The 19,145-nt window shown below is 62.4% G+C and carries 15 protein-coding genes, 1 tRNA gene and 2 rRNA genes (1 of these 18 running past the window's edge); 9 read left to right on the top strand and 9 right to left on the bottom strand.

From position 1 onward, the window contains the following. The 5 genes from ACZ5Y5_RS17910 to ACZ5Y5_RS17890 all read left to right on the top strand — a co-directional run. A 23S ribosomal RNA gene (locus ACZ5Y5_RS17910) occupies positions 1-971 on the top strand (it extends 1,839 nt beyond the left edge of the window). A 132-nt stretch (positions 972-1,103) separates the two neighbouring features. Continuing rightward, a 5S ribosomal RNA gene (rrf, locus tag ACZ5Y5_RS17905) occupies positions 1,104-1,218 on the top strand. Between the two features lie 118 nt (positions 1,219-1,336). Next, positions 1,337-1,413, top strand: a tRNA-Met gene (locus ACZ5Y5_RS17900). An 822-nt stretch (positions 1,414-2,235) separates the two neighbouring features. After that, entirely contained in the window at positions 2,236-3,033 is a 798-nt protein-coding gene (locus ACZ5Y5_RS17895) for a universal stress protein (protein WP_464810773.1), read from the top strand. A 94-nt stretch (positions 3,034-3,127) separates the two neighbouring features. Then, positions 3,128-3,571, top strand: coding sequence for a potassium channel family protein (locus tag ACZ5Y5_RS17890; RefSeq protein ID WP_464810772.1), 444 nt, complete (start codon positions 3,128-3,130; stop codon positions 3,569-3,571). Between the two features lie 34 nt (positions 3,572-3,605). On the opposite strand, the gene ACZ5Y5_RS17885 is transcribed toward ACZ5Y5_RS17890, so the two are convergent. Together ACZ5Y5_RS17885 and ACZ5Y5_RS17880 are read right to left on the bottom strand one after the other, a co-directional pair. Next, a complete protein-coding gene (locus ACZ5Y5_RS17885; protein ID WP_464810771.1) occupies positions 3,606-4,853 on the bottom strand; it encodes an MgtC/SapB family protein in 1,248 nt (415 codons plus the stop codon). Positions 4,854-4,909: 56 nt separating this feature from the next. Next, complete coding sequence (locus ACZ5Y5_RS17880) at positions 4,910-5,782, bottom strand: MBL fold metallo-hydrolase (RefSeq protein WP_464810770.1); 873 nt, start codon at positions 5,780-5,782, stop codon at positions 4,910-4,912. Positions 5,783-5,848: 66 nt separating this feature from the next. On the opposite strand from ACZ5Y5_RS17880, the gene ACZ5Y5_RS17875 reads away from it, so the two are divergent. The 3 genes from ACZ5Y5_RS17875 to ACZ5Y5_RS17865 are packed head-to-tail and all read left to right on the top strand — an operon-like array spanning position 5,849 to position 7,481. Continuing rightward, entirely contained in the window at positions 5,849-6,166 is a 318-nt protein-coding gene (locus tag ACZ5Y5_RS17875) for an ArsR/SmtB family transcription factor (protein WP_464810769.1), read from the top strand. A gap of 4 nt (positions 6,167-6,170) precedes the next feature. Then, complete coding sequence (locus tag ACZ5Y5_RS17870) at positions 6,171-6,692, top strand: rhodanese-like domain-containing protein (RefSeq protein WP_464810768.1); 522 nt, start codon at positions 6,171-6,173, stop codon at positions 6,690-6,692. A 9-nt stretch (positions 6,693-6,701) separates the two neighbouring features. Continuing rightward, positions 6,702-7,481, top strand: coding sequence for a sulfite exporter TauE/SafE family protein (locus ACZ5Y5_RS17865; protein WP_464810767.1), 780 nt, complete (start codon positions 6,702-6,704; stop codon positions 7,479-7,481). Positions 7,482-7,483: 2 nt separating this feature from the next. Here ACZ5Y5_RS17865 and ACZ5Y5_RS17860 read toward each other — a convergent pair whose 3' ends face one another. The 6 genes from ACZ5Y5_RS17860 to mgtA form a co-directional block, all read right to left on the bottom strand. Further along, on the bottom strand, positions 7,484-8,176 hold the full coding sequence (locus tag ACZ5Y5_RS17860) for an ABC transporter ATP-binding protein (RefSeq protein WP_464810766.1): 693 nt from the start codon (positions 8,174-8,176) through the stop codon (positions 7,484-7,486). Further along, positions 8,173-9,423, bottom strand: coding sequence for an ABC transporter permease (locus tag ACZ5Y5_RS17855; protein WP_464810765.1), 1,251 nt, complete (start codon positions 9,421-9,423; stop codon positions 8,173-8,175). Before ACZ5Y5_RS17855 ends, ACZ5Y5_RS17860 begins: the two co-directional genes overlap by 4 nt. Further along, positions 9,420-10,418 carry an efflux RND transporter periplasmic adaptor subunit gene (locus ACZ5Y5_RS17850; protein ID WP_464810764.1) on the bottom strand — a complete coding sequence of 333 codons (999 nt, stop codon included), beginning with the start codon at positions 10,416-10,418 and terminating at the stop codon, positions 9,420-9,422. Before ACZ5Y5_RS17850 ends, ACZ5Y5_RS17855 begins: the two co-directional genes overlap by 4 nt. Positions 10,419-10,470: 52 nt before the next feature. Further along, a complete protein-coding gene (locus ACZ5Y5_RS17845) occupies positions 10,471-10,974 on the bottom strand; it encodes an Hsp20/alpha crystallin family protein (RefSeq protein ID WP_464810763.1) in 504 nt (167 codons plus the stop codon). A 453-nt stretch (positions 10,975-11,427) separates the two neighbouring features. Beyond that, on the bottom strand, positions 11,428-12,408 hold the full coding sequence (locus tag ACZ5Y5_RS17840) for a zinc-dependent alcohol dehydrogenase family protein (protein WP_464811645.1): 981 nt from the start codon (positions 12,406-12,408) through the stop codon (positions 11,428-11,430). 284 nt (positions 12,409-12,692) lie between these two features. After that, positions 12,693-15,293, bottom strand: coding sequence for a magnesium-translocating P-type ATPase (gene mgtA, locus ACZ5Y5_RS17835; protein ID WP_464810762.1), 2,601 nt, complete (start codon positions 15,291-15,293; stop codon positions 12,693-12,695). Positions 15,294-15,424: 131 nt separating this feature from the next. Between mgtA and ACZ5Y5_RS17830 the strand changes: the two genes are divergently transcribed. Beyond that, positions 15,425-16,405 (top strand): lysylphosphatidylglycerol synthase transmembrane domain-containing protein, encoded by a 981-nt coding sequence (locus tag ACZ5Y5_RS17830; RefSeq protein WP_464810761.1) that lies wholly within the window; start codon positions 15,425-15,427, stop codon positions 16,403-16,405. A 14-nt stretch (positions 16,406-16,419) separates the two neighbouring features. Here ACZ5Y5_RS17830 and ACZ5Y5_RS17825 read toward each other — a convergent pair whose 3' ends face one another. Continuing rightward, the gene (locus tag ACZ5Y5_RS17825; RefSeq protein WP_464810760.1) at positions 16,420-19,104 is read right to left on the bottom strand and encodes a bifunctional acetate--CoA ligase family protein/GNAT family N-acetyltransferase; all 2,685 of its coding nucleotides are present in this window, start codon (positions 19,102-19,104) and stop codon (positions 16,420-16,422) included. Positions 19,105-19,145: the final 41 nt, after the last annotated feature.

Below are 19,145 nucleotides of genomic sequence, written 5' to 3'. Positions count from 1 at the left end.
ACTATAACGGTCCTAAGGTAGCGAAATTCCTTGTCGGGTAAGTTCCGACCTGCACGAATGGCGTAACGACTTCCCCACTGTCTCCAGGATATGCTCAGCGAAATTGAATTCTCCGTGAAGATGCGGAGTACCCGCGGTTAGACGGAAAGACCCCGTGCACCTTTACTGCAGCTTCAGAGTGGCATTAGGAAAGAACTGTGTAGCATAGGTGGGAGGCTTTGAAGCGATGACGCCAGTTGTCGTGGAGCCATAGGTGAAATACCACCCTGTTGTTTTCTGATGTCTAACCTCGCACCGTTATCCGGTGCAGGGACCCTCTGTGGCGGGTAGTTTGACTGGGGCGGTCGCCTCCTAAAGAGTAACGGAGGCGCGCGATGGTGGGCTCAGGACGGTTGGAAACCGTCTGTTAGAGTGCAATGGCATAAGCCCGCCTGACTGCGAGACTGACAAGTCGAGCAGAGACGAAAGTCGGTCATAGTGATCCGGTGGTCCCTCGTGGAAGGGCCATCGCTCAACGGATAAAAGGTACGCCGGGGATAACAGGCTGATGATTCCCAAGAGCTCATATCGACGGAATCGTTTGGCACCTCGATGTCGGCTCATCACATCCTGGGGCTGGAGCAGGTCCCAAGGGTTTGGCTGTTCGCCAATTAAAGTGGTACGTGAGCTGGGTTCAGAACGTCGCGAGACAGTTTGGTCCCTATCTGCCGTGGGCGTCGAAATTTGAGAGGAGTTGACCCTAGTACGAGAGGACCGGGTTGAACATACCTCTGGTGTACCTGTCGTCCTGCCAAGGGCGCAGCAGGGTAGCTATGTATGGACGGGATAACCGCTGAAAGCATCTAAGCGGGAAGCCTCCCTCAAGATAAGATTTCTTCGAGCGGTCGTAGACCACGACCTTGATAGGCCGGATGTAGAAGTGTGGTAACATATGGAGCTAACCGGTCCTAATTGCTCTGATCGCGCCTGAGAGTCCCACCATCAATGACAACACTGGACAACAGTGTCAGCCATCGAGCGTGGTGATCACCTCAAGCCAGATAACAACCAAATAGACATAGCGTGCACGGCATCGATTAAAACCCAAAGCGCAAGCTTCATTGCTTGGTGACCATAGCGTCTGTGACCCACCCGATCCCATCCCGAACTCGGCCGTGAAACCAGACTGCGCCGATGGTACTGTGGCTCAAGCCCCGGAAGAGTAGGGCGTCGCCAGGCATTGAAGCTTGCGCTTTGGATCAAAAAAACCCATTCACATCTCATGCAACAAGGGCGGCCCATAAAGCCGCCCTTTTGCGCCTCCAGGCACCAAAGCCAAAGAGGCAAATCAAGGTGACGCGGGATGGAGCAGCCCGGTAGCTCGTCAGGCTCATAACCTGAAGGTCGTAGGTTCAAATCCTACTCCCGCAACCAAATCACCACCGCACAAATCCACAAACGCCGCCCCCAAAAAGGGCGGCTTTGTCGTCTCCGCTCATCCGCAACAAACCCCCGACACGCCAACGCAAGCTCCCCACGCCCGGCACAGGTGGGGGTCAAAGCACGCTGGTCGGCATGACCGCAGGCGGAGGCAACGCTGGCGATGCTCTGGGCTCCTCCCCACAATCGGAGCGCATGCCCCGTCGATAATCACCCATAGCCCATCCGCATTGCCTTTACGCCGGTAACGCCCCACTAAAATGCACCGCGCAAACAGGAGACCGAAATGAGCTTCACGAAGTAGCAGCCAAGTAAATCTTCAATTGTTCTGATACCCAGGCACAGCACGCGAGTGTTGAACGACCGAGCTGACCGGCGCAAAACAAGATAAGTCTCCCATTTTCGAAAGTTGTCGCTGCGGATGAGAGGACGTCTGACTCTATTCCTTTGGGGAGCATCCGGTCTTCCAACGCCGGCTCATCGCGCAGCATCGGGAGCTTATCGCTGCCGCGGATCAATTGCTCTCGGACCGCCTGTTTATCCCGACGGAACCGCGCGAAGGCAGGCAAAGTATGCCTTCATGGTTACGCAGACGGAGCTTCAGGCGTATCACTAATGGAAGACCACAGCTGGCCAGAAATTCAGCCTAAAAACGGCAGGAAAGAAGCCGATCAAAGGTGAACTGTACGGTCAGGTCGCCCCAAGGGCCCGCACCGCCCATGCCGCGGCTAACGCACATGCAGCCCTACGTATCTTTCCTCATAGCTGCTTCAGACGAACAGGCCGTAAGTTGCAGTCTTTCCAGAGGAGATCGTCATGAAAAATGTTCTTCTTCTGCTGCACGATGATGAAGGTCAGGAAGCCCGGCTGCAGGCTGCGCTGGATTTGACCCGTGCGCTGGGCGGCCATTTGCGTTGCATTGATGTGACTCCCTTCCCCGTCATTGCGGGCGACCTTTATGCCGGCTTTGGTGAAACGGCCGTTTTGATCGACGAACGAGTCAGCGAGGCTCACAACAAGTCGAAGATTACAGGGCGCTTGGCGAAGGAAGACGTAAGCTGGGATTGGGTGGACGCCAGTGGGGAAATCGCTAGTTGCCTGCTGAAGGAGGCCGCTCTCGCCGACATCGTGGTGCTGAATCGACAGTTGGACAGCTACCCACTCCCCGACATGCGGACAATCGCCAGCCAAGTGCTGATGCACGCCAGGGTTCCCGTCCTGGCCGTCCCGCAAGATACCAAGCGCCTCAACATAAGTAGAGCGCTGCTGGCGTGGGACGGGCATCCGTCCTGCATCGCTACGATGCGGGCTTGTACGCCCCTGCTTGCGCTCGCCGAGGAGGTCGAGGTACTGACCATCAAGGATGGCTCAATACAGGCCGAGCCCAGCGACGCTGCGCGATATCTTTCACGCCACAATATCCCGGCCACAATCCGCGTCCTCAATGACCGCATGCACCCGGCCGATGCCATAATCGAGGAAGAGTGCGATCAGTGGAGGGCGGACTATGTCATCATGGGCGCCTATGGTCGTGGCCGGTTGATGGAAGCGTTCGGTGGCGTCACCAAGCGGCTCCTGACCAGAGGGAAGATTCCGCTGATATTGGGGCACTAGGCCGTCCCATCACGGCAATTATGGCCAAGTCGTGCGGTCGTTGCTGGCACGATCATCGCTGCCGGACGCAGGAATCAACTCTTATGTCTGACCTATGAGCCTGCCTGTTCAATTACTCGTCGCCACCGGGGCGGTGGCTGCGACAGTGCTCATTCATCTCATTGGACTTGCCGCGCTGCTCGCCTTGCTTCGTCGACATCGTCACGCGTCGAAAGTGATCGTGGCGTCCATCGTGAATGGCATGGCGATCCTGCTGGCGGCATTTGGCTTGTTCCTGCTCCACGCGCTGGAGATTTGGCTTTGGGCAGCTTTGTACCTGATGCTGGACGCATTCCCGGATCTGGAGCATGCCCTGTACTTCTCTACCTCCACCTATGTGACCATAGGCTATGGAGATGTGGTGCTGCCGGTCGGCAGCAGGATATTGGGCGTTATCGAAGGCGCCAACGGCATCATCCTGATCGGATGGTCGACCGCCTTTTTCTTTTCCATCGTCGATCGGCTGAAATTGCTGGAGCGTGATCTGCAAAAAGGCTGAAGGCGGCAAGGCCGCAGGCGAGAGGATGTACGGTTCAGATCGCGATCCAGGCGAAAAGACTGGCGCCCGCAGCGGCCAAGGCGGCGATCAGCGGTATGGCTGCCCTGCAGCCGCCATGACCCCAACCAATGATCATGGTCATCACCGCCTTGGCAAATGTGTTCGCGAGCACCGCGCCACCCAGAACCAGTCCGGCGGTCCGGTCATCGAGCAGATGAGGCGGTAGCCCGGCCATCGTCATAACCGCCGCATCCACATCCGAAATGCCGGTCAGCGTCAGGACCACCGCCATGCCTTGCTGACCGAAATGGATCAGTGCCCAGCGTGCTGCGAGCGACAATCCTGCCACAAGAGCCGCCAGCATGAGCGCCGGGGTAAAGCCAAGCGGGTTGGCTATGGCAGCGCCGCCGTCGCCTCCCTTACCGTGCCCGCGCCAGGCAATCAGGGCAAACGCCACCGCTACCAGGGTCGCGGGCGCCATCGTCAGCGCGAGGGTCGGCACTGCGCGCGGGATCAGGGCGAGCGCGACCAGCTGAACGCGCACGAACATCACGATCGACGCCACCGCTATTCCCGCTGACAATAATTCCCTTCCGTCGGGTTCGTCGCGCAGCCGCCGCGCATAATCCGCCGTGACCGCGGTGGAGGAGACGATCGCCCCGGTCAGCGCCACCAGCAGCACGCCACGGTCGCGGCCGAAGCGCCGGGAAATGGCATAGCCCGCGAAGGACAAACCCATCACGAACACGACCACCATCCAGATTTTCCGGGGGTTCCACGCATCATAGGGCCCATAGGCGGCATCCGGCAGCAGTGGCAGGATGATGAGAGCGACGAGCAGGAAGCGGGAAACACCCTCAATCTCGCTCTCGTCCATTCCGCGGAGCAGCGCGTGCATCGATTGACGCGCGCTCAGGATCGCGAACAGCGCAGCGCCCATTGCCAGGCCGAGCCCTGACGAGAGGCGTGTGGCGCAGAAACCCGCGCCAAATGTCAACAGACCTGCAAGCGTGGTCGTTGCCGACAGATTGTCCTGATCGGCGCTGCGAGCATAGCCAACGGTCAGCACGGCTGCGACGCCCAAGCCTAGGGCTGCGGCGACCAAGTCGGGCGCCAGGCCGCCGATGCCACCCAGCAGCCCTATCAGGCCAAAGGTGCGGAAGCCCGCTACCCGCCGCCCTTTGCCAAAGTCCCGCTGTACCCAGCCCCGCTCAAGCCCGACAAGCAGCCCGATAGCGATCGATGCGATCAGGGAGAGATAGGGATGGGCGATATCGGGCATGGCGACGCTGCCAGGCTACACGTCTCGGAATGGATCGCGATAGGTAATAGACACGATCAGCTTGTCTTCGTCTTTACGGGAATTTTGAGATAGCGGACCCCGTTGTTTTCGGCTTCCGGGAAACGTCCGGCGCGGATGTTGACCTGGATAGAAGGTAGCAGCAGCCGGGGCACGGCAAGCGTCGCATCCCGTGCCTCGCGCATCGCGACGAAACTCTCTTCGTCAACGCCGTCATGGATATGGATGCTTGTCCGTCGCTCCTCGCCGACGGTCGTTTCCCACCGAAAGTCGGCGCGCCCCGGCGCCTTGTAGTCGTGGCACAGGAACAGACGGGTTTCCTCGGGCAGGCTCAGCAGCCGTCGGATGGAGCGGTAGAGGGTGCGCGCGTCCCCGCCGGGGAAGTCGGCACGCGCCGTCCCATAGTCGGGCATGAACAATGTGTCGCCGACAAAAGCTGCGTCGGCGACCAGATAAGCGATGTCGGCGGGCGTGTGGCCGGGCACGTGCATGACAGTGAAGCGCAGCGTGCCGACCGAAAACTGCTCGCCGTCGCGGAACAGCCGGTCGAAATCCGATCCATCCGTCCGCAGTTCATCCAGGCCGAAGACGGGACGGAAGATCTTCTGCACATCGCGGATATGCTCGCCGATGCCGATCGGGGCGCCGGTTCTGGCCTTGATGAAGGGGGCGGCGGAGAGGTGATCGGCATGGGCATGGGTTTCAAGCACCATGGCGATCCGCCAGCCCTGCCGTTCCGCGAAGGTCAGTAGCCGCTCGGCCGAGCGCGTGTCCGCCTCGCCGCTGGCGATATCGAAATTCATCACCGGGTCTATGACCACCGCCTCGCGGGTTTCCGGGTCGGCGACCAGATAGCTCACCGTATAGGTTGCTTCGTCGAAAAAGGCTTCGATCAGGGGCTTCGCGTCCATCCCATCCTCCATCTGCCCTTGATTATATATTCATCAATGCTAAATTAGCAACATCTAATGGAGTGTATGATGATCCGTCCGCCAATGGACCTCGCCACCTTCGAGACGAAGGCCGGTGAGGTGTCGAACCTTTTGAAAGCGATGGGCAACGCCCGGCGCCTGATGGTGCTGTGCAAGCTGGTCGAACATGGCGAGATGACGGTGGGCGACATCGCGCGTGAGGTCGGCCTGTCGCAATCAGCCTTGTCCCAGCATCTCGCCCGTATGCGGGAGGAGGGGCTAGTCGCGTTTCGGCGGGAAAGCCAGACGATCTGGTATCGCATCGCCGATCCGCGGACGGAACAACTGCTCGCCAGCCTCTACACCATCTTCTGCAAGGAATGATCCGATGCCGATCACGACCATCACGCCGCACGATGCGGACGAAGCCATGGCGAAGGGCGCTACGCTCGTCGATATCCGTGGCGCTGATGAACATGCCCGCGAACATATAGCAGGCGCGATCCATGTCCCGCTCGATCGCCTTGGCGCGTTGCCGAGCGTGCCTGGCCCCATCATCTTTCATTGCAAGTCCGGCATGCGCACGCAGGCTAATGAAGCGGCGCTGCGCGCCGCGGCGGGTTTTACGCCCTGCCACATCCTTGAAGGCGGGCTTGACGGGTGGCGGGCGGCGGGGCTGCCGACGCGCCTCGACCGCAGCCGACCGCTGGAGATTATGCGGCAGGTCCAGATGGCGGCGGGAGTACTTGTGCTGCTGGGCGTCCTGCTCGGCTTTCTGGTCGCTCCTGTCTTCTTCGGCCTGTCGGCCTTCGTCGGTGCGGGGTTGATGATGGCGGGCGCGACCGGCTGGTGCGGCATGGCGAAGCTGTTGCAGCTGATGCCGTGGAACCGCAGCGCTCTTCGCGCATAAGAGGCGGCCATGCCGACGGCCATGATCTTTGCGGCCCTGGCTTCGGGAAGCCTGATCGGGCTCATATTGGGCCTGGTCGGGGGCGGCGGGTCGATCCTTGCCGTGCCGCTGCTGGTCTATGTGGTGGGCGTGGGTTCCGCCCACGCCGCCATCGGGACAGCGGCCGTTGCGGTCGCCGCCAACGCCGCCTTCAGCCTGATCGGTCATGCGCGTGAGGGCACGGTGAAATGGCCCTGTGCCTTCGTCTTTGCAGCAGCAGGCGTGATCGGGGCGGCGATGGGCGCTGAAATCGGCAAGGCAGTGGACGGTCAGCGGCTGCTGATGCTGTTCGGCCTGCTGATGATCGGGGTCGGCATTTCCATGTTGCGAAAGAAGAGGACGGCAGAGGCTCCCGATGTCCGCCTGTCGCGCACGACCGCGAGACAGCTGCTGCCCCGCCTTGTGCCGATCGGCCTTGGGGTCGGGCTGGCGGCTGGCTTTTTCGGGATTGGCGGCGGTTTCCTGATCGTGCCCGGCCTGGTGATGGCGACGGCTATGCCGCTCAAAAATGCGGTCGGCACGTCGCTGGTCGTCGTGACCGCATTGGGCCTGACTACGGCAGCGTCCTACGCATTGTCCGGCTATGTCGACTGGTTGCTGGTGGGTGTGATGATCGTGGGCGGCGTCGGCGGCGCGGCCATGGGCATCCTGCTCGGGCGCGGGCTGGGCGCGCGCAAGGGGCTGCTCGAACGCCTTTTCGCCGTCATCGTGATGGCGGTGGGCACCTATGTCATGGTGCGCGGCGCCTGAGTTCATCTCGCCCGGATCTCGGTTTCGCTGATCCGGCCGTCCAGCATGGAGATCTGCACGTCGGCAGCACCGGCAACATCGGCATCGTGGGTCACGCACACGACTGCGCGGCCCTGATCATGGGCGAGGGCGCGGAACATCTCGATCACGCGGGCGCTGTTCTGGCTGTCGAGATTGCCGGTCGGTTCATCACACAGCACCAGCGCGGGGTCGTTCGCAATCGCCCGGGCGATCGCCACGCGCTGCCGCTCGCCGCCCGACAGGCGGTTGGGCGTCTTATCGACCTTCGCGCCAAGACCGACATCCGCCAGCAGGCTCTGCGCCTTCTCCCGCGCCTGTGATTGCGACAGCTGGCCAAGCCTGCGGATGGGCAGCATCACATTTTCAAGCGCGGTGAACTCAGGCAGCAGGAAATGGAACTGGAACACGAACCCGAAGCTCGCCAGCCGGATCTGTGCACGCTCATCGCCATCCAGCGGGTTCATGTCACAGCCCTGGAACAGCACCGATCCTTCGGTCGGTCGATCCAGCAGTCCCAGCAGATAGAGCAGCGAGGATTTGCCGCAGCCAGACGGTCCGACAATGGCGACGAAGCTACCCGGATCGATCGCTAACGAAACATCGGTCACCAGCGTCACCGGGGGTGTTCCGGCGAGTTCACGCGATAGCCGCTGCGCCTGCATGATCGGGCTCATACCGCGCCCCGCAAGATGTCGACGGGATCGACCCGCGCCGCCTTTCGCGCCGGGAGCCAGGCGGCGATCACGCCGGAAAAGAGCGATGCAGCGGCAGCGATGGCATATTGCCGGGCTGAACGGTCGAGTGGCAGGCGCTGATTTTCTCCGGCAATGGGAAAATGGAGCGACCCCAATATGGCCATTAGCCCATAGCCTAGCAGCCATCCGACGAAGATGCCGATCACCGCCAGCGCCAGCCCTTCGAGCACGAAGATCAGTTGAAGATCGCGCTCGGAAAAGCCGATGGAACGCATGATCGCGATGTCGCGCCTCTTGTCCGCGACGCTGTTGGACACGACCGTGTAAATGCCGAAGCTGGCCACCAGCAGGATGGCGGACACCACGCTGTACATGATGACGTTGCGCGTCACGAGCAGCGAGAGGAAATCGGCGGATCGTTCCTGCCAGCTTTCCGCCTTGTAGGAAAAGCGCGCCTCCAGATCGCGGCCGATCGGCTGCGCGGCATAAGGGTCGTCCAGATGCACGCCGATCCGGTTGATGATGAAAGGGCGGTTCAGCAGCGACTGCGCCTCCCGCAGCAGCACATAGCCGGCCGACGGGCCGAGCTGGCTCTGGCCGCGCTTGAACAGGCCGACGATCCGCAGCGACCTGCTCTTGCCCGAAGCGGCGGTCGCGCCCACCACGTCGCCCATGCCGCGGCCGAGGCGTTGTGCCATCTCCTCACCGATGATGATGCCGCCCTGCGTACTTTCCAGATCGCGCAGCCGCCCGGTGCGGAGTTTGTCCGCGATGGCGCTGACCTTCTCCTCGACCGCCGGATCGACGCCGATGATGGTGAGTGCCTCCTCGCGCCCGCCGCTGCGCAGGGTGATGGCGCCGGTCAGGCTGGGTGAGCCGATCGCCCCCGGCTGAGCATTGACCGCGCGCAGCAGCTCGGGCCATCCTTTCAGGCCGCGCACCTCGTTGCGGACCTTGTAATGGCGCAGGCCGATCGCGGCCCCCGGATAGGCACGCACGCCCGGTTGCGGTGGCGGGCTGCGCAATTCGTCGGAAATGATGATGTGCGGCGCTGCATCGATCAGCGTCTTGATGAAGTCGTTCTGACTGCCGATCATCATGGCCGACACGGCGAGGAAGAAGCCTACACCCACAGCGACGCCGCTCACCGCGACCAGCGTCTGCCGCCTGCGCCCTGCGAGATGCCGGGCTGCGATCCCCGCCAGCAGTCGCAGCTGGCCGTTCATCGGGTCACTCGTACGCGCATGCCTTCGGTGAGCTTGCCTTCAGGGGCCCTGACGACCTGCTCATGCCGCGACAGGCCCGAAAGAACCTGAATGTCGTGGGATCCCGCTATGCCTGTACGCACCGGATGACGATGGGCACGGCCGTTGCGAACGGTCCAGACATGGCCGCTTTCGACTGCGGTTGCGGGAAGGAGCAGGGCGCGCGCCGCCCGCCGCGTCACGATGTTGACTTCCAGCGTCAGGCCCAGCGGCAGGGCCAATGTGCCGTCGGTAACGATCCGGGCGCGAAACGCGCGTTGCTCCGGATCGCCACCTGGCGTGACCTCACGCACATGGCCGTGCAGCACCCGACCCGGCCAGGCGTCGCTTGCCATCAGCGCGGGTTGACCGGGGCGGATGCGCGGCACGTCCCGTTCATCGATAGTGGCGGTGATACGGATGCGGGCTGGGTCGCCCAAGGTCATCAGGGTGCGGCTGGGTACAGCCAGATCGCCCGGCTCCACATCACGGCGCAGGACAATGCCGTCCATCCCCGATCGTACCACCATCTGGTCGAGCCGAGCCCCGGCACTGGCCTCGGCAGCCCGAGCGGTATCCGCTTCGGCGATCGCTGCATCACGGGCGGCGCGGGTGACCCAGCCCTTCGCAAACAGGGCAAGCGTTCGCCGCTCGACCTGGATGGCTGCGCGGCGCTGCGCGCTCGCTTGTTGTAGCGCATGGCGCAGCTCATCATCATCGAGCAGGATGAGCGGCTGTCCGCGGATGACGCGATCTCCTTCGTCGACCAGCACCTGTCGCACCGGCGCAGAAAAACGCGCGGCGACGGAAACAGGATGTTCGGCTTCGACAAAGCCAGTGGCATAGACCAGTTCGACCGCCTCGCCGACGCGCACCGGCGCCAGCGTCACTTCCCGCGTTCGGCCGGACAGCAGCCAATAAGCCAGCGCTGCCGCCAGCAGCGCCGACAGCAGCAGCCAGGGCGCGACGCGTTTCATGCCCCCTCTATAGCATTAGGCGAATATCATTGCCCGACCGTATCGATCTGGCTCATCCCGTCTTCTGCGATCCCACGGGGATTTGGCGCGGCTTCTTCGCCTCCGTGGCCAAGCGGGGCACGATCACCTTCAGCAGCCCCTTTTCCAGATGCGCGCTGGCCTTGTCGGCATCAGCCTCGAACGGAAGGGCGAAGCGGCGCAAAAAGCTACCCTGGCGGCGTTCGACCAGATGGTAATGTTTCTTCTCATCCTTCTCTTCACGCTCTTCCTTATGCTCCGCCTTGACGGTCAGGACGCCTTCCTGAATGTCCAGCGACACATCCTTTTCGTCGAAGCCGGGCAATTCGGCCGTTAGTTCAAGACCGGCCTCGGTCTCGGCTATGTCGGCCTTGGGCAGGAGAAAGCCTTTGCTGTCGCCAGCGGTCGCCGTCGGCCAGCCGCGGCCGAAATCATCGACCAGCCGATCCATCTCTCTCCGGAAGTCGGTGAAGGGATCAAATCCTCCGCGCAACATGCTTCCGCGGCCAAAGGGAATGAGGGAACGAAAATCAGTCATCATCCTTCTCCTGCTCTGCTGTGTGGGACGTCACGGGCGGCGATGGCCGGTCCCGCTCATGGCTTGGAACTCGGCTGACCGGATGCTGGTGGGCCATGCATATCCGCGCAATGTTCCATTCCATCGGCCATCTGGTGAGCGGGGCCTTTTTGAAGCGGTGACGGTTGCCCGCTATCGTGCACCATGCCGCGACCGGCGTCCTCGCCCTTCATCATTGGGCAATCATGAGGGGCGTTCCCCGCCGCAGGGGGCGCTGGCTTCACTGCTTCCGCCGGATGGTGGCTGGCGTGAGGCTTTGTCGTTTGTGCCGACGCTCCGGCGACGAATACGAGGTTCAGAAGCACAACACTGATCGGGAAACGGCCCATGGAAAAATCCTCCGCAACGCGACTCTATGTGTGAATCTCTCTCGCGTGGCGGCGGGACGCCATAAGTAGAGTTACGCACGGCTTGTCAGGGAATGAGGACGGCGGCCCCCTTCACCTTGCCGGTTCGAAGACTTTGCAGCGCTGCATTGGCATCTTCGAGCCGAAAGGTTTCCGTTACGGTCTGGAGTTTGATCTTGTCGGCAAGCTCGAAAAAGGAGGTGCCGTCTTCCCGCGTCAGGTTGGCGACAGAAAGTATCTGCCTCTCTTCCCACAGATCGACATAGGGGAAGGAAGGGATGTCGCTCATGTGGATGCCGGCGCAAACGACCCTGCCGCCTTTGCGGACGGACCTTAAGGCGATAGGGACCAACTCGCCTGCTGGCGCGAAGATCAGCGCGGCGTCGAGCAGGTCGGGCGGCCGCTCGGACGATGAGCCTGCCCAGGCGCAGCCCAGCGATCGGGCGAAAGCCTGCCCCGCTTCGTCACCCTCTTTGGTGAAGGCGTGGACGGTGCGTCCCTGCTGCGTGGCGATCTGCGCAAGGATATGCGCCGCCGCGCCAAATCCGTAAAGGCCGATGACCGGCGCCGGGCCGGCGAGGCGGAGCGCCCTCCATCCGATAAGTCCGGCGCAGAGGAGCGGCGCGGCCTCCACGTCGGAAAAGCGTGCGGGAAGGCTGAAGCAATATCGGGCATCGGCAACGGCATAGCTGGCATAGCCTCCGTCCCGCGTTGCCCCGGTGAAGAGCGGCGCGTCGCAGAGATTTTCGCGCCCCGTACGACAGTAGGAGCACTGGCCGCATGTGTGGCCGAGCCAAGGGACGCCGACCCGCTGTCCCAGCAGGAAACCTGTCACATCGGGGCCGATCGCAGCGACGCGGCCGACAATTTCATGGCCGGGGATGATCGGATAGCGGGCGGCAATTTCGCCGTCGAGAACATGAAGGTCGGTACGGCAGACCCCGCAGGCCGCAACTTCGATCAGCAGTTCCCCTGCGGCAGGTTCGGCGACGGCGCGATAGACCTTTTCCAACGGCTTGCCCGGACCACTAATCTGCATGGCGATCATCTTATTCACCTGCCGCGCTCCTTCCGCGCATACATCCTCCCTCGCGCGATGCCCATCAATCTAACCTGATGCGCGACCAGCGGACGTTCGTGAATCTACGGATAGTACCAGGGGTCCAACGGTGATGCTGCTTAACACCGTGTCTGGCTGAAAGATCGACGCGAAGAAGCTCGTCACCCATCGCTTCACGCTCGATGCCACCATGGATGCCTATGCGGTATTCGGTCGGGCAGCCGAGACCCAGGCGCTCAAGGTTCTGATCGCGCCCTGAGCGGCTTTTAAGATTACCGCATGATCAGGCGCTTCATGCCCTCGGCCGAAAGCAGATAGGCGGCGACCAGCGTCGCCGTAACGGCGAGAATAGGGAAGGCTGGAGCAGTGAAACCTAGCGCTGAGGCGATTGGGAGGAAGGGGAGGGCGATCGCCGATGCCAAACAAAGGCTGGCTGTCGCCACCAGGAGGCGATGCGGATGTTGCCGCCACATTGGCGCTGACGTTCGGATAACGAAGACCACCAATATCTGCGTCGCCATCGATTCCATGAACCATGCGGTCCGGAAGGTCGGCACATCGACATGAAAAAGAGCGATAAGCGCGGCGAAGGTAGCGATGTCGAACAGCGATGACAGGGGGCCCATGATGACGGTGAAGCGGACAAGAGCGCGCATATCCCATCCGCGGGGGGATGCCAGATCACCGCTCTCGGCGCTGTCGAACGGAATGCCGGTCTGCGACAGATCATAAAGCATGTTGTTGAGCAGGATCTGCACTGGCGTCAGGGGCAGGAAAGGAAGGAAGAGCGACGCCAGGGCCATCGTCAGCATGTTGCCGAAATTGGAGCTGGTGCCCATGCGGATATATTTGAGGATATTGGCATAGGTACGGCGCCCTTCCGTGACGCCTGCGGCCAGCACGGCAAGGTCGGGGGCGAGCAGGATCATGTCCGCCGCTTCGCGGGCGACGTCTGTTGCGCCATCGACCGAAAGACCGACATCCGCCGCCCGGATGGCCGGCGCGTCATTGATGCCGTCGCCGAGAAATCCGACCACATGGCCCCGCGCCTGAAGCGCGCGCACGATCCGCAATTTCTGGTCCGGGGTCACGCGGGCGAAAAGGTCCGTCTCCGTCACACGAACCGCCAGTGCAGAGTCGTCGAGTGCGGCAATTTCATCCCCGGTGAGGAGGTGGGAGGCCGGCCGTTCGAGCGCGGTCATCAGATGCTGCACGGCGGGGGCGGCGTCTCCCGAAATGACCTTGGTATGGACGCCTTTCGCTTCGAGCCGCGCGATAGCGGCCGCGGCTGAATTTTTGGGTGGATCAAGGAACAGGCAGTAGCCCGCAAATGTCAGATGATCGTCATCGTCCGTTTCGATGCGGTCCCGGCCTTGTGCCGCCTTCCAAGCGATGCCCAGCAAGCGAAGACCTTGGCTGGCATTGTCGTCGTGCAGACGCGCAAGTTGCGTCTTCAAGGCAGCATCGAGCGGCACGATCGTTCCGTCTGCCGCCTCTGCCTGGCTGCAAAGGCCGAGAATTGCTTCCGGCGCGCCTTTCACGATCTCGACTCTTTTGCCCTGCCATTCGGCGAGCACCGACACCCGGCGCCTTTCGAAATCGAACGGACGCTCGTCGAGCTTTCGCCATCCGGTGAGCGGGTGATGGCCGGTATGGGCAAGCAGGGCGTCGTCGAGCGGGCTTCGCAAACCGCTCTCAAAACGGGCATTGACTGCTGCAAGCTCGAAAACGCGCTCGCTGTCCGTGCCGTCAATTCCCGGATGGCCCGTCATCATGATGCGGGCCTCGGTCAGCGTTCCTGTCTTGTCAGTGCACAATATGTCCATTTCGCCCAGGTCGTGGATGGCGGAGAGCCGCTTCACCACCACCCTGGCCTGCGCCATGCGCTGCGCCCCGCGCGCCAGCCCGATCGTCATCACCATCGGCAGCAGTTCAGGCGTAAGGCCGACGGCCAGCGCCATCGCAAACAGGAAGGATTCGACCGGCGGACGGCCAAGCGCCAGATGCGCCAGGATCACGAAGAGAACCAGGAAGATCGTCATTCGCACGATCAGCAGGCCCAGCTTGTGAATGCCTCGCTCGAAGGCGGTGGGCGGTTGCTCCTGGCCAAGCGACCGGGCGATGCCGCCGAAATGTGTGCGGTCACCCGTTTGGACTACCAGCATCGTGGCGCTGCCGCCGATCATGGAACTACCATGCAGCAGGAGGTTTCTTGCCTCCGTCATCGACGCGCCGGGTTCGACGTGCGGCGTTTTCTCGACCGGGAAAGGTTCTCCGGTCAGCGCGGCTTGGTTGACCTGGGCCGCATTGGCGCAAAGCACGATTCCATCGGCAGGCACCAAATCCCCCGCCGACAGCAGCACGATGTCACCCGGCACCAGATCTTGGACGGAAACCGGCACTGCGGCACCGTCCCGGAGCGTCCGGGCCACGAGGGCGATCGATTCGCGCAGCGCCGCCGCCGTTGCTTCGGCGCGCCGTTCCTGGATCGTGTCCAGGACGGTGGACAGGAAGACCATGGCGACGATCATGACGAAGCTCGTCATCTCGCCCGTTGCGCCTGCCACGACGGATGCCGCCAGGAGCATCAGAACGAGCGGATTGCCCACCCGCCGCGCCAGATCCACGATAAGTCGCCGAGGGGTCTTCTGGAACAGAGTGTTGGGGCCCGCGCTTGCAAGCCTGCTGCGGGCTTCGGCTGAGGATAGGCCCCTTTCGCTTGTGCGCAGCATGGCGAGGATCTGCGGGGCGGTCGAACGCCAGAATTCCGGAGGAACCCGGCCTCCATCGCCTTCACGCGCTGGAACCGTTTCCCGGCGCACCGGGTCATCGACACCGACATGTCGGAGCTGCAAGGGAATGGGAAAGGCCATCACGGCTCCATTTGACGAGGATCGACTAAGCGAATTTGCCGATCCTGCTTCCGGCTCGAATCCGTTAAGCTACGTAACTGCCCCGGCTGCGCTCAGCGGCAGAACTACCCAATGTCGGCGTCGGAGGAGGTATGGCATCTACTCGATGGCGAAGCTGGTTCCTGGCGCTGCTCATCGTGGCGGGCCTGTTCGCCGCGATTGTGCATTGGGGGGAAGTCAGGCGGTTTGCCCTGCTGCTGCAGCAATCCGCGCCGGGCTGGATCGCCGTTGCGTTGTTGCTGCAACTGTCGACCTATGTGAGCGTGGCGGCGGGATGGTCAGCGGTGTTGCGGCGCGCGAACATGCGACGGCCAATGCAGGCGCTGATGCGGATTGCGCTTACCAAGCTGTTCGCAGACCAGGTCCTGCCCAGTGCAGGCATGGGCGGGAACATCCTGCTCGTCGATCAACTGCGTGGGCTTGGGGTGCCGAAGGGGGCGGCAGTGGCGACGCTGCTACTGTCCATGATCGGCTTTTACGCGGCCTATGCCGTCTTCGCGCTTCTGACGCTCGTGCTACTCTGGCTGCATGATCGAGCGACGCCATTGATGGCGGCGACAATCACGCTTTTCCTGCTGGTCGCGTTTGCCATACCTGCGCTGGCGCTGTGGTTGCGCCGTCGAGGGAACCGGCGCTTGCCAGCCGGGATCGGGAGTATCGGCTTTGTCCGCAAACTGCTTGAAACAGTGGCGGAAGCCCCGGCGGCGCTGCTGCGGGACAGTCGCCTTATCCTGACCGTCGCAGCGTGTAATGCGATGATCTTCGTTGCCGATGCGGCGACGCTGTTCGCCTGCCTCCATGGTCTCAATCAACATGTGGCGTTCAGTACCGCCTTCATCGCCCTGATCATGGCGTCGGTCGTCGCCACTCTGGGACCGATCCCGATGGGCCTTGGCAGCTTCGAAGCGACATCGGTGGCGATGCTTCACCTGCTGGGAGTGGATTTGGAGCCAGCCTTCGCCGCGACGATGCTGCTGCGCCTATTCACTCTGTGGCTGCCGCTGATTCCGGGCATGGTGATGATCCGCAGCGTAGGAAAAAAGCACCGTTCGCCTACGGGCAAATCGCGATAGCTGCGCTGCCTCGGTCAGCTGGCCGTCGCAGCGCCCGCGATGTCCTTCCTGGCGATGCGAATGGTGGGATCGTCCGGGTCTGCGATCGTGGTGAAGCCAAGCTCGCGCTCCATGCGAAGGGCCGCGTCATGGTCAGCGCATTCGATGGCTTCGACCGTGTCGATGCCCTCCGATTTGGCATAGCGCAGCACATGTTCGAACAATGTCCAACTTATGCCCTTGCCTTTCATGTCCGCTCGCGTGGTAAGCGCGATTTCGGCGCGGTTGCGGTCGGGATCGGTGGCGAGCATGGCGATGGCGATAATGTCGTGGTGATCGTCGTCGAATGCGAGAAAGCTGATCGTCCGGAGATAATCCACCCGCGTCATCATCGTGATCTGCTCATGCCGCACTCTGGGAAGGCCCGACATGAAGCGGAAGCGCAGATCTTCAGGCGAAACATGGTCGAAGAAGTTTGCGACCGCTGTCTCGTCATCGGGCCGCACCGGGCGCACCTGGAAACGCAGCCCATGCTCCGTCACAAGGTCGGACGCCCAGCCTTCCGGAGCGGCGCGGATAACGAGGCGGGATGCAGCGGCTGGCTCTGACGTGATCCGCGCCCGGGCATCAAGCGCGATCACTCCGGCGGGACTTACCACCAACGGATTGATGTCCAGTTCGAGCAGGTCGGGCAGATCGACCGCCATGGCTGATACGGCATCCAGCACGTCAGCGAGGCTTTCCACATCGGCGGCAGGCAGGTTGCGGTAGCCGGCAAGGATCGCGGAGATGCGCGTCCGCGCCATCAAAGCACGCGCCTGCGCATGATCGAGGGGGATAAGATCGATCGCCTTGTCCTTCATGAACTCTGCAGCAGTGCCGCCCGCACCGACCATGATGACCGGGCCAAAGGTGGGATCGGTCGTGATGCCCACGATCATTTCGACGCCGCCGCTGGTCTTGATCATGTCCTCGACTGCGAACCCCTGGATACGAGCCGTGGGATGATCGCGCCGGATTCGCCGTTCCATGTCCCGCGCTGCGGCGACTGCAGAGCCCGCGTCGGGCAGGTCGAGCGCTACTCCGCCGACATCCGATTTGTGCGCAATATCACGAGAAACGATTTTGACCGCATAGGGTGCGCTCAGCCAGCAGCAGGCTTCCTCCACGGCATCCGCTGATGCGGCGAAGCGGGTCGGCGCAACGGGGATGCCATAAGCCTCCAGCAGCTTTTTCACCTTGATCTCGGACAGAAGCGTGCACTTTTCGGCCTGCGCGCTCGCGATGATCGCGCGGGCTGAGGTGCGGTCGGCCTTCACCTCCCGCGTTAGCGCGGGCGCATCGGTCAGATTTTTGCGCACGCGGCGCGCCTGGGCCAGATAGCCAAAGGCGCGCACGGCATCGTCGGGCCTGGAAAAGACTGGAATGCCCGCCGCCGTGAACACCGGCCTGACAGCAGCGGCATTGGCATCGCCAAGCCAGCAGGCAATGACAGGCTTGTGAACGCGCTCGTCTGCTGCCGCTGCAACTTCCTGACAGATCGCCCGGGCCGTCTCATCCGCTTCGCTGCGTGCCGTCGGGCAGTTCATGACCAGCACGGCATCACAAGCCGCATCGCGCAAGATCGAGCGTAGCGCCTGACTATATCTGGTCGCATCTGCATCGCCCAACACATCAACAGGATTGCCGCAGGGCCAGTCGGTGGGCAGGCCACTGTCGAGCAGGCTCAATGTCTCAGGTGTCAGGGTGGCGAGTTGGCCGCCGGTGCGGGCCAGGGCATCGACCGCCAATATGCCCGCTCCACCGCCATTGGTCAGGATCGCCAGCCTGGCGTCCGGCACCGGCTGGCATGCGCAAACTATTTCGGCGGCATCGAAAAGCTCGGTAAGGCTGTCCACGAGGATGATGCCCGACCGCGCAAAAGCAGCTTCGTACACATCATAGGCGCCGATCATCGCGCCCGTATGGGATCGTGTGGCCTGCGCCGCGAGCTGACTCTTGCCCGCCTTGATCGCGATGATGGGTTTGGTAAGCGCCGCCGCTCGCGCTGCCGCCATGAACTCCGCCGCCTGCGTCACCCCTTCGACATAGAGCAGGATCGCGTGGGTGTGCGGATCCGCGGCAAGAAGATCTATGAGGTCGCCAAGATCCGCGTCGGCCATATCTCCGGCCGACACAATCGCGGAGAAACCGATATTGCGGGTCTGCGCCCAATCGAGCACAGCGGTGATGAGCGCGCCGCTCTGGGATATGAGGCCGAGATGTCCCGGACGTGCCCCGGTTCGTGCGAAGGTGGCGTTCAACTTCGCATGAGGGGCCATGATGCCCAGGCAATTGGGTCCGACCATCCGCATATCATGCCGCTGGGCAGCGTCGATGATCTCGCGGCGACGTCCGCCGACATCTGTGAAACCGGCAGAAAGGATCACGGCACAGCGGGTTCCCAAGGCTCCCAGTTGGTCGATGATCGTCGCAACCGTTGGCGCTGGCGTCATGATGATGGCGAGTTCGGGCGCTTCGGGGAGGCTGGCGACCGCATCGCACCATGTCGCCCCCGGCCTCGAAACAGGATGTGGGTTGACGACATAGACCGCGCCGTCGAAACCGCCCGCGAGCAGATTGTCGAGAACCAGGGTGCCGACCGCTCCCTTTCGATCCGATCCTCCTACAAGGACTATGCTTTTGGCATGTAGAAGGGGCGACAGGTTGCGTATCGTCATGGCTCTTCCCGCCTATTGTTGAGCGCATCGGTTCGCGCTCG

The sequence above is a fragment of the Sphingobium sp. TomTYG65 genome, assembly GCF_055395525.1.
Note: the sequence above shows the minus strand (reverse complement) of the source record. Positions and strands in the feature narration are given on the sequence as shown.

Excerpts from the sequence above, each read along its gene's own strand:
- ACZ5Y5_RS17830 (WP_464810761.1), top strand. The coding sequence starts at position 15,425 with ATGGCATCTACTCGATGGCGAAGCTGGTTCCTGGCGCTGCTCATCGTG.
- ACZ5Y5_RS17885 (WP_464810771.1), bottom strand. The coding sequence starts at position 4,853 with ATGCCCGATATCGCCCATCCCTATCTCTCCCTGATCGCATCGATCGCT.
- ACZ5Y5_RS17890 (WP_464810772.1), top strand. The coding sequence starts at position 3,128 with ATGAGCCTGCCTGTTCAATTACTCGTCGCCACCGGGGCGGTGGCTGCG.
- ACZ5Y5_RS17855 (WP_464810765.1), bottom strand. The coding sequence starts at position 9,423 with ATGAACGGCCAGCTGCGACTGCTGGCGGGGATCGCAGCCCGGCATCTC.
- ACZ5Y5_RS17865 (WP_464810767.1), top strand. The coding sequence starts at position 6,702 with ATGCCGACGGCCATGATCTTTGCGGCCCTGGCTTCGGGAAGCCTGATC.
- ACZ5Y5_RS17860 (WP_464810766.1), bottom strand. The coding sequence starts at position 8,176 with ATGAGCCCGATCATGCAGGCGCAGCGGCTATCGCGTGAACTCGCCGGA.
- ACZ5Y5_RS17840 (WP_464811645.1), bottom strand. The coding sequence starts at position 12,408 with ATGATCGCCATGCAGATTAGTGGTCCGGGCAAGCCGTTGGAAAAGGTC.
- ACZ5Y5_RS17845 (WP_464810763.1), bottom strand. The coding sequence starts at position 10,974 with ATGACTGATTTTCGTTCCCTCATTCCCTTTGGCCGCGGAAGCATGTTG.
- ACZ5Y5_RS17880 (WP_464810770.1), bottom strand. The coding sequence starts at position 5,782 with ATGGACGCGAAGCCCCTGATCGAAGCCTTTTTCGACGAAGCAACCTAT.
- ACZ5Y5_RS17870 (WP_464810768.1), top strand. The coding sequence starts at position 6,171 with ATGCCGATCACGACCATCACGCCGCACGATGCGGACGAAGCCATGGCG.
- ACZ5Y5_RS17875 (WP_464810769.1), top strand. The coding sequence starts at position 5,849 with ATGATGATCCGTCCGCCAATGGACCTCGCCACCTTCGAGACGAAGGCC.
- ACZ5Y5_RS17895 (WP_464810773.1), top strand. The coding sequence starts at position 2,236 with ATGAAAAATGTTCTTCTTCTGCTGCACGATGATGAAGGTCAGGAAGCC.
- ACZ5Y5_RS17825 (WP_464810760.1), bottom strand. The coding sequence starts at position 19,104 with ATGACGATACGCAACCTGTCGCCCCTTCTACATGCCAAAAGCATAGTC.
- ACZ5Y5_RS17850 (WP_464810764.1), bottom strand. The coding sequence starts at position 10,418 with ATGAAACGCGTCGCGCCCTGGCTGCTGCTGTCGGCGCTGCTGGCGGCA.
- mgtA (WP_464810762.1), bottom strand. The coding sequence starts at position 15,293 with ATGGCCTTTCCCATTCCCTTGCAGCTCCGACATGTCGGTGTCGATGAC.